Source organism: Acidiphilium iwatense (assembly GCF_021556475.1).
Lineage (GTDB): Bacteria > Pseudomonadota > Alphaproteobacteria > Acetobacterales > Acetobacteraceae > Acidiphilium > Acidiphilium iwatense.
On record NZ_JAKGBZ010000077.1, the window covers coordinates 1 to 8,761 of the forward strand.

Consider the following 8,761-nt stretch of genomic DNA (forward strand, 5'->3'; position numbering starts at 1 on the left):
GGTGTTTCAGCGCCGTACCGCCGATATGTTCGCCACTGGGCGCTGAATGCGGGTCGAGCCGGTAATCGTCATGGCAGCGCTTCCAGGCCGCCTCGATATAAGCCTCGCGCAGCAAGGGCCGGTTAGCTCGATGTATGCCTCCGGACAGACCTTCCGACGCCATGACAACGTGATCGGATGAACTATACCCCGCTCTAAAGGGGCGAGACATTCTTGGTGTTCTCCCTTTGACCGTTGGCGCCTCGCACTTCCCCTGATGTATGGCTTTTGGTTACTTGGAGGATGATCATATGTTGAGAAAGACGCATACGCCTGAAGAGATTGTCACCACGCTACGGCAGGTTGAGACGTTGATGTCACAGGGCAACCCGACGTCAGAAGCGGTCTGCGCGATTGAAATGACGGCGAGAGCCGTGGGACTACCGGCCCCGCACTCCAGCAGCAAGCGATGCGTCGACCCGCAGTCATCACTTTTGGTACTCATAGCGCAGTTCCGTCTCGACCATGATCTGAATGCCGCCGTCCGCGTCTTCCTGTAACGGATATTTCAGAAGTCCGATCTCCGCGTCGCCGGCGGGAGAACCATCCCGGAGATCCCATTGCCAGAGATGCTTAATGCAGATCAGCGTGGTGCCATCACACATTCCGTTGACGAGCGGTTCCTCCATATGAGGACAAAGAGGTGGGATAGCAAAAACTTCCCCCTCGGCGCGCAGAAGCAGGACCGGGATCTCTCCAATTCTCATCTCCTTCATGCCACCTTCTGGAATCTCGGCTTTGTTGCAGGCAAATTGCCAATTCATAGGGTTCTCCTCGGATTTCAAACTTGTGATGAGGTCAACTGAACTTGTCGTAGCGTATGCGCGTGGGTGGGATCCGCGCGCCGACGACAAGATGGCGAAGGCAGGCATCGATCATGGGCGGAGGGCCGGCCAGAAAGGCAATCGTATTGCTTGTGGTCGTCGGCAGGCAGGCCGCCGCCACCTCATGCACGAATCCCGACATGACGCGAACATCGGGAAAGCTGCGCCGCACGAGGGCGACGTCTGCCTCGTCGGAAAGCGCAAGAGTGACGACCGCACCGGTTGCTGCAAGACGATCGACGAGGAAAAGATCGGCGGCTCGGCGCACACCGAAGATGACATCGGCTCGATGCCGGGCAAGATGCCCGTTCCGCGCTGCGGCATCGAGAACGGAGAACGCCATCGAGAGGCCGGACGCGCCGGCAAGGAGGAAAAGATCGCCGTCAGTTTCAGGCCGCAACGTGGCTACGCCAAGCGGCCCGAACAAACGGAGTGGAGCACCCGCTGTTGCCCGCTCGAATACCCAGTCCGATATCGCGCCACCGGGTTTGCGCTTGATGATAAAGCTTGGCCGGGATGTCGCATATCCCTCAACCATGGAATACGCTCGAAATCCAGACAGATTGTCGACACTAAAGAGTACGAACTGTCCCGCCTCGAAATGGAATGGGCGATGGAGAGAGAGTGTCAGAAGGCACACATCTGCCGTCAATGACGCAATCTCAGCAATATGTGCCTCGAAGTAGGATGGCAACGTTTGTGGCCGGGGTCGGGTGGTCGATGCCGGAGAACCATCCAGTGTGCAATCGCTTTCGGCACAGCTCTGGCAGAGGAGCAGCGCTTCCACTTCGCGCCCGTGATCCGGCCGGCCAGGGGCATCGAGCCAGAGGTTCTTGATCGTACCAGTAACGCGCACCGCTTTGCACGTACCGCAGGTTCCCGTGGCACATTCATAGGCAAGCGGCACTCCATGACGAAGCCCAGCATAGAGTAGCCGCTCCCCCGGTTCAGCGCTGAACTGATGCTCAACTTTCTTGAGTGTGATCCTGACCTGCATACTCTTCCTTCCTTTTCCGCCCCTTACGCTCCAAGGAAATTGGCAAGCGTGCGCACCGATGGGGCAGCGTTAACGATGAGTGTCGCTGTTTCCCGTAGTGCGGCACCGATGGTCCCTTCGATCTCTCGGCCAAGCCGCGATGAATTTCCAACGATTGCGATGCAGCCAAGAGAATGTCCGTTCCAGGTGATTGGCGCGGCAATTGCAGTCATTCCGACCAGAGCGTCGTCACGGGCCACGGTAAACCCGCAGGCGCGTGCCGCGTCGAGCTGGGCGCGCAGGACATCTTCATCACGCACGGTGAACTCGGTCGCAGCACAATAGGGAGGCGGACCAAGCAACTCTTCTTGCCGCTTCGCGTTCAACTGCATCAGCATGATCTTACCGGATGCCGAACCATGAATAGGTGTGCGGAGCCAAGTTTCGTATGAGGGCGAGAGGATCTCGCGACCCTGAACAACAGCAACGATCACTCTCTGAGCACCGACAAAGATAATTAACATAACTGTCTCTCCTACGCGATCTCGCAGTTCGCGCAGCGCCGTTCCCGTCTCGTTGCAGAGGCTATTGACAGGATGATAGTTCGAAAGCAGGCGGATCGCACGCGGGCCCGCACAGTAGCGTTTAGAACTCAGGCGTACTGCGAACCCTTCGACGCACAGCGTCTGCATGAGCCGGTAGACGGTCGAACTATCGAGCCGCACGCGCTCGGCCAACTCTACCAGGAGTAGAGGTGATGGTGCTTCCGCTAGAGCTTCAATGAGACTGAGGCCGCGCAAAAGAGAGCCGCTCGCCGAGGGCGATTCGTGATCGGCTTTGACGTCGACGGGATCGAAGGAAACGGTTGCGCGAATGTCATCGATCTTGGTCATGACGATACTCCGGGAGACAGGTCGTTTGCTGGACGTCGATTGACGAATGTCAAGGGTCCCAAAGGCACAGGGCCGGGATCGAGAGACGGAAGCTCCACATTGTACCACCGCAGCGCGTCCTTACTTGGTTTCTATAGTGCTTATTTTCCTGTGTCATTCGATCTCAAAAATCGCATTCAACGACATGTTTATTTCATTATCAGAAATTTTTCGTTCGTCAATAAGATTCTCGCGAGTTTTGTGATTTTTTTGTTGAAAGCCGGGCATTCATGTGCTCAGAAGATGACGCAGTCAGTGAAAGATAGCGAATTGGGGAATGAAAAACGCCACACTGAACCCCAAAAACCGCTAAAATTTCATTGAACGAAATCAACGTTTCATATACCAATGATATGGTGGTGACATGCATCGAAGGAACAGAAGGAGAGCTCAATGAGCCGGAACGCTCTGCAGTGGACGCAAAAGCCCGAAATGCCCGCTGGTCTCTATGTCGATCCGCGGATCTATACGGATCCCGAAATTTTCGCCGAGGAAAAAGCGAAAATCTTCGACAAGACGTGGATGATTGCCTGTCACGAGAGCGAGGTCGCTGAACCTCTCGATTATCGCGCCTACCAGCATCCCGGTGGCCACAATCTCATCGTGCTACGCGGTGAAGACGATAAGATACGAGCCTTTCAGAACATCTGCCCGCACCGCGGCAATCGTCTGATCTACGATGTCGCTGGCAGCATCAAGGGATCTTCGCCTTCCGGTGCTCCAGATCGTATCACATGTATATTCCATGCTTGGTCATTCGATTCGAAGGGCAATTGTGTCGATATCACGCGGCGAAAGGCAGGTTATCAAGACCGTTTGAAAGAGTGCGATGTTGGCCTTCGCGAGGTGCGCTGCGAGGTGGGCTACGGCGGCTTCGTCTGGGTGAACATGGATGATGCCGCAATGGATCTTGCGGCTCATCTGGCCGGTGCGCTCGACGATCTAGCCCCGATGCTCGCAGAACCTATGGAGGTCTTTCATTACCATAGGGCAGTCGTGCGGGGTAATTACAAAATGTGGCACGATACCAACAGCGAATTTTATCACGACTATATGCATTACCATAACCGGGTCACCGGGATGCTCAAGAAGGAGTACTGGGATCGCGAATATGTGGCTTACAACCACGGTCACGCGAAGCTCACCGGAATGACTCTCAAATACGACGCCTATGAGGGTCAGGAACAGCGCACGCTCGCCTGGCCAGGCATGGCACCGGCCGGATGGGAGCTCGTCGATCTCTTTCCCGGCATCACATACAACATTCGGGCGCCTGCCTTCCGTCTCGACACTTCGATCCCGCTTGGACCCAACCTTCTCTATATCGAGTTTCGCGGCCTGGGTCTGAAGCGCGACACGCCTGCCGAGCGCGCGATCCGGATTCGTGACCACAATTCGATCTGGGGACCATTTGGCCGCAACCTTGCCGAAGATCTTCTCGGCACCAGCGGTCAGGGCACCGCATTGAACGACTCTACTGAGGCTCCCTACGTACTGCATGGACGGCTCGAAGACGGGAAGATCCATGACGAGATGGGCATGCGCCACTTTCTTGAGGAGTGGAGCCGCAGGATGGGCCGCTCTTCGTCCGATCCGTTGAACCGCGGCCTAGGTCTTGCCGCCGAATAACGCCAAGGAGCGGTACGTGGCCGCTCCCTATGTAGGAGAATGCTATGAGTGTGATGACCGATGAGCGCGTCAGTCATGGTTGGGATCTTGAACAAGCCATCCGGACTACGCTCTACAACGCATCTCGTGCGTTGGACTCCGAAACCTGTATGGCATTTCTGGATTGGTGTGCGCCGGAATTCGACTATCGGATCACGGCCTATAGCCCAGAGATCCGGCGCGACATGATCTGGCTGCAAAAGGACCGGGAAGGTATGCATGAGCTCCTGGCGACCCTCTCGAAACACAACCGCGACCGGACACCTATTGTTCGTCACTGGGCGCTCCAGTTGATCTCACCGGTGCCTGATGAGAACGCAGTCGAGGTGGTCTCATCTCTGCAGGTCTATCGCACTGCGGTGGATGGCGGCGAAACACAGCTCTATGCCGTCGGTCGCTATTTCGATCGGATGGACGTTGCGAATGATCATGCCTTGATTACATCCCGCGAGGTCCGGCTTGAAACGCGTATGCTGGGTACTGGCTACCACATTCCGTTCTGAGCCGGCGCCTACCAGGACCGAGGCGTTTGATCACCATGGCAGGAGACGTCGCGACGTTCCGGTAAGAATATCAGGGTCTCAGCAGGAAAAAGTTTGGGGCCATAAAAAACCAAATGGGTTCAAGAGGAGACTAACAAGATAAACGAATCAAAATCGGTAACCCCGACCACTGGGTGCATCTGGCCAACGGTTTTCGCAGCCCCGACAAGGTTGCTGTTCCAAACCTGTTGTCAAGCTCGTACTGACGGTAGTGTTTCGTAAGTTTGTTCTGTTAGCCATCGCCGCAGCCATCTGCTGTGAGCTCGGCTCCTACTGTAGTCAATATTCTCTGAGACCCATACTTGTTTCTGTTAAAGGACTTCGTGATCACAGTCCGGACATGAACCGATCGTCTCGGATCACGTCAATACTTTGGCCGGGAATATGAGAATAAAATACTTCTAGGGAGAACGCCTTATGGACGTGTCAAGAAACGACACCAGGTTACAGCTTCTGGCTAAGAAGCCGTCAATTCCAATAAAAGATGCATTTATGGTTGCCGTTGCGGCGGGGCTTGGTTATGCATTTGATGCATATGCTGTAAATATATTTGGACTCACCTTACCATATATTGGTGCAAGTTTGCATCTTAACCTTTCCGAACTCGGATTGCTAGGTTCGATATTTCTACTTGGATACACTATAGGAACGATCGGTTTCGGCTGGCTCTGCGACAGGATGGGCCGAAAGGATACGCTGGGCATCACAATTTTACTGTATGGTATTACCACGGCATTGTCAGGCGTGACGGCATATGTACCACTATTTGGATTGCTGCGCTTTTTGACTGGCGTTGGTGGCGCCGGGGAACTCGCCGTTGGTGCCCCCTACACCGCAGAGATGTGGCCACCTCGATATCGGGCCCTAGGCACGGGTGGTATTATATTTTCGCTCTACTCGCTGGGCTACATCGTTGCTGCCGGGGCCGCCTTGATTATAGTTCCGCGCTTTGGTTGGCAATGGGCCTTTATCTCGGCTGTCGTCCCTTCAATTTTGGTGTTCATTTTCATTCGAAGGATCAAAGAATCAGAGCGTTACATTATTGCAAAAGAAGAAGCATTCATTGAAGAAGAAAAGAAATTTTTGCCACGCCAACCTTCGCTTTTCTCATTGCCTGGCGCGCCGCGTCGAATAATTGTCGGCTGGCTACTTTATATAGCGAATGCCTGTGGCTATTGGAGTGTCACCGTATTTCTTACGACGTTTATGATTCGTAAATTTCACATCACACCTGAACATGCGATTCTGTATGCGCTTGAATTTTACATCATACAATTTGTATTGTCTTATGTTGGAACGGGTCTGTCCGACCTCATTGGCCGTCGTCCGGCGGGTATCCTGGGCGCGCTGATCATGATTGGTGCGACAATCGTTGCGTCGACGACCTCATCCTTTACTTTATTTTTGATTTTTGGTGCGCTAATGGTAGGTATGCTTGGATGGCTATGGGGAATTGGTGATACATATTTAAGTGAGTTTTTCCGGACATCTATGCGTGGGACAGCCTTTGGTGTCATGGTTGGGGGGGGTAGATTAGTTTCCATTGCTGCCCCTTTTCTCACAGGATACGGAATATCCCACTATGGGCCTACCGTTCCGTTTCTGTTGACCAGCTTGCTCTGGGTCCTCACCATCGTCGGATATCTTCTAGGCCCCGAGACAGCCGGGCGTGAACTCGAAGACGTGCAGCTTTGATGCTTTTTTTCAGGTGCGCTTCCGGTGGTGACATGTGATGGAATTGGAAGATCGATGGAAAGGGCGGACCCGATGCTGGTCATAGGATATCGGGTTTCTCACTGGATTGTTGATCGGGGTGGCCAGGATCGGAAGTGTGATCGTGGTTTTTTTCTCAGAGCATCGAGAACGTTCCAGAGTATAACGCGATTGCGGCAAGCATGACGAGTTACCTGTTCGGAGGTCTTGCCGGTGGCGCCATGTTTCTTCGCCGTCGTTCCGTGGTATGGCGCTCAGTCCCTGTAATGGCCTGCCGGCACGATGCCGGGGACTATCGCCGGGCGTTTACCGACTGTGTCGCGGTCGATGATCGGAATGAGCGTATCACTTATGCTGATTCCACGCCTTCTTCCCGGAGGATAGCTGCCTGTGCTGCTTGTGGTCGAGCGGGAACGAACAGTGTCGGTGCCAATAGCTGTTGTTGCGGCCACCCTTGCGAACATCTTCACAGGCCGGCTCGATCCGACTCTCAGCCTGCTGCTCACTGTCGGCCTAGTTGGCGGGTGTCTGTCCGGGGTTCATCTCGCGGATGTCCTGCCGGCCAAGGTTCCCTACTGTCTTGTCGAACTTGTGCTTGTCGGGAGCCTGTTCGCACTGCGATTCTTCCAGGGAGTAGCCTAACTTAAGCGCACCTGCTCCCAACCATTCTGCCGAAAAGGAGATTTTTTCATGCCGTCCATTCCCCCTCTCGTCGATATGCGTCTGCGCCCTAGTTTCCTGCACACGTTCTTCGGCAGTAACCCTGGAACGCCCGATTTCGAAACAGTGCGTTGGCTTAACAAGCGCGTCGGTGGGCGAGACGTGGATCATTTCACTCGCTCGCGGGATCTCCCGAGCCTACTTGCCGAAATGACGGCCGCTGGCATCGGCACTGGGCTGATGGTGGGGCGCTCGACACCGACCGTGCGTATCGGCAACGATATGCTAGCCGAAATCTCGGGCCGATCCGGCGGGCGCCTCCTCGGCGTTGCGTCGGTGGATCCGGTGCAGCTTGGGGCGGCCGACGCAGTTGCCGAAACCCATCGTGCGATCACCGAACTCGGCCTGAGTGGCCTCAACATCGATGCCGGCTTCTATGCCAAACCACTCAAAGCCAATGACGGAAGGTTACTGCCTCTCTACGAAGTCTGCGAGAAGCTCGGCGTTCCCGCCTGCGTCATGTCGGGGCCGACGACCCCAGATCTTGCCTACAATGACCCTCTCGCCGTCGATGATGTCGCACGCCTTTTCCCGAAGCTCTCCATCATCTGCTGTCACGGCTTCTATCCACGCATTGCTGACATGATCGCCATTGCCTTTCGCAATGAAAACGTGATCGTCTCGCCCGACATGTATACCTGGGCGCCAGGGGGACGACTCTATCTTGAAGCGGTCAATGGCTTCATGCAGGATCAGTTTCTTTTCGGCTCGTCTTACCCTTTCCGGCCAATGAAGCAGGGAGTTTCGGACCTCATGGCCGCTGGCCTCAGTCCCGAGGTTCTCGCCAAGGTCGGGTATGGCACGGCAGAGCGTCTCTTCAATCTCCACCCAGCCGCCTCTTCGGCGAAACCTCCACGATCCAAATCTCGCGGGAAGGCATGACAGACGTGAATATCTCCAAAAATGGTTGCCGAATCGGACGGTGGTTAGGTTTGGTAGTTTTGGATTTGCAGCGGAGCCAAGATACGAGAAAAGGCCGCGTCGAATGCTGTCTTGTTGAGATCGTAGGCAACTCAAAAAGAATGCCGAGTGGACTGGAGTCTTCACGTAGATTTAAGTCCACGTGATCTGTTAATACGTGAAGGAGAGTGCCATCGGTACGATAGGTAGCGGCACGCTCAAAGAGCGATTGAAAACAACATCGAGGAGCAAAACAATGGCTAATTCTGTCACAATTCATCCGTTGGTGGATCATGGGATCAGCCAGGGGTTGAAGGATTTCAAGGGTGGGACGCTGCGGTGTCACTGTCCGAGCCATCGGGTTGAGGTTCGGGTTGACGCGCAGGTTGCGCACAACCATGCGTGCGGGTGCACCAAGTGCTGGAAGCCTTCTGGGGCGCGGTTTTC

The 8,761-nt window shown here is 54.9% G+C and carries 8 protein-coding genes; 5 read left to right on the plus strand and 3 right to left on the minus strand.

Features of this window, described 5'->3' with window-relative positions; all coding sequences use genetic code 11:
* Positions 1–467: 467 nt before the first annotated feature.
* Genes L2A60_RS19105 through L2A60_RS19115 form a run of 3 tightly spaced genes read right to left on the minus strand, consistent with a single transcriptional unit; the run spans position 468 to position 2,732 of the window.
* Positions 468–803: a Rieske (2Fe-2S) protein gene (locus L2A60_RS19105; RefSeq protein ID WP_235706061.1), complete on the minus strand. Its 336-nt coding sequence runs from the start codon at positions 801–803 to the stop codon at positions 468–470.
* A 34-nt stretch (positions 804–837) separates the two neighbouring features.
* Positions 838–1,860 carry a 2Fe-2S iron-sulfur cluster-binding protein gene (locus tag L2A60_RS19110; protein WP_235706062.1) on the minus strand — a complete coding sequence of 341 codons (1,023 nt, stop codon included), beginning with the start codon at positions 1,858–1,860 and terminating at the stop codon, positions 838–840.
* Between the two features lie 23 nt (positions 1,861–1,883).
* Positions 1,884–2,732: an IclR family transcriptional regulator gene (locus L2A60_RS19115; RefSeq protein WP_235706063.1), complete on the minus strand. Its 849-nt coding sequence runs from the start codon at positions 2,730–2,732 to the stop codon at positions 1,884–1,886.
* Between the two features lie 432 nt (positions 2,733–3,164).
* Here L2A60_RS19115 and L2A60_RS19120 point away from each other — a divergent pair, with 432 nt between their 5' ends.
* The 5 genes from L2A60_RS19120 (at position 3,165) to L2A60_RS19140 (ending at position 8,296) form a co-directional block, all read left to right on the plus strand.
* On the plus strand, positions 3,165–4,400 hold the full coding sequence (locus L2A60_RS19120; protein ID WP_235706064.1) for an aromatic ring-hydroxylating oxygenase subunit alpha: 1,236 nt from the start codon (positions 3,165–3,167) through the stop codon (positions 4,398–4,400).
* 44 nt (positions 4,401–4,444) lie between these two features.
* A complete protein-coding gene (locus L2A60_RS19125; RefSeq protein WP_235706065.1) occupies positions 4,445–4,942 on the plus strand; it encodes an aromatic-ring-hydroxylating dioxygenase subunit beta in 498 nt (165 codons plus the stop codon).
* Between the two features lie 456 nt (positions 4,943–5,398).
* The gene (locus L2A60_RS19130) at positions 5,399–6,676 is read left to right on the plus strand and encodes an MFS transporter (protein ID WP_235706066.1); all 1,278 of its coding nucleotides are present in this window, start codon (positions 5,399–5,401) and stop codon (positions 6,674–6,676) included.
* A 444-nt stretch (positions 6,677–7,120) separates the two neighbouring features.
* The gene (locus L2A60_RS19135; protein ID WP_235706067.1) at positions 7,121–7,336 is read left to right on the plus strand and encodes a hypothetical protein; all 216 of its coding nucleotides are present in this window, start codon (positions 7,121–7,123) and stop codon (positions 7,334–7,336) included.
* A gap of 48 nt (positions 7,337–7,384) precedes the next feature.
* A complete protein-coding gene (locus tag L2A60_RS19140; protein WP_235706068.1) occupies positions 7,385–8,296 on the plus strand; it encodes an amidohydrolase family protein in 912 nt (303 codons plus the stop codon).
* Positions 8,297–8,761: the final 465 nt, after the last annotated feature.

Excerpts from the sequence above, each read along its gene's own strand:
- L2A60_RS19105 (WP_235706061.1), bottom strand. The coding sequence starts at position 803 with ATGAATTGGCAATTTGCCTGCAACAAAGCCGAGATTCCAGAAGGTGGC.
- L2A60_RS19110 (WP_235706062.1), bottom strand. The coding sequence starts at position 1,860 with ATGCAGGTCAGGATCACACTCAAGAAAGTTGAGCATCAGTTCAGCGCT.
- L2A60_RS19115 (WP_235706063.1), bottom strand. The coding sequence starts at position 2,732 with ATGACCAAGATCGATGACATTCGCGCAACCGTTTCCTTCGATCCCGTC.
- L2A60_RS19120 (WP_235706064.1), top strand. The coding sequence starts at position 3,165 with ATGAGCCGGAACGCTCTGCAGTGGACGCAAAAGCCCGAAATGCCCGCT.
- L2A60_RS19125 (WP_235706065.1), top strand. The coding sequence starts at position 4,445 with ATGAGTGTGATGACCGATGAGCGCGTCAGTCATGGTTGGGATCTTGAA.
- L2A60_RS19130 (WP_235706066.1), top strand. The coding sequence starts at position 5,399 with ATGGACGTGTCAAGAAACGACACCAGGTTACAGCTTCTGGCTAAGAAG.
- L2A60_RS19140 (WP_235706068.1), top strand. The coding sequence starts at position 7,385 with ATGCCGTCCATTCCCCCTCTCGTCGATATGCGTCTGCGCCCTAGTTTC.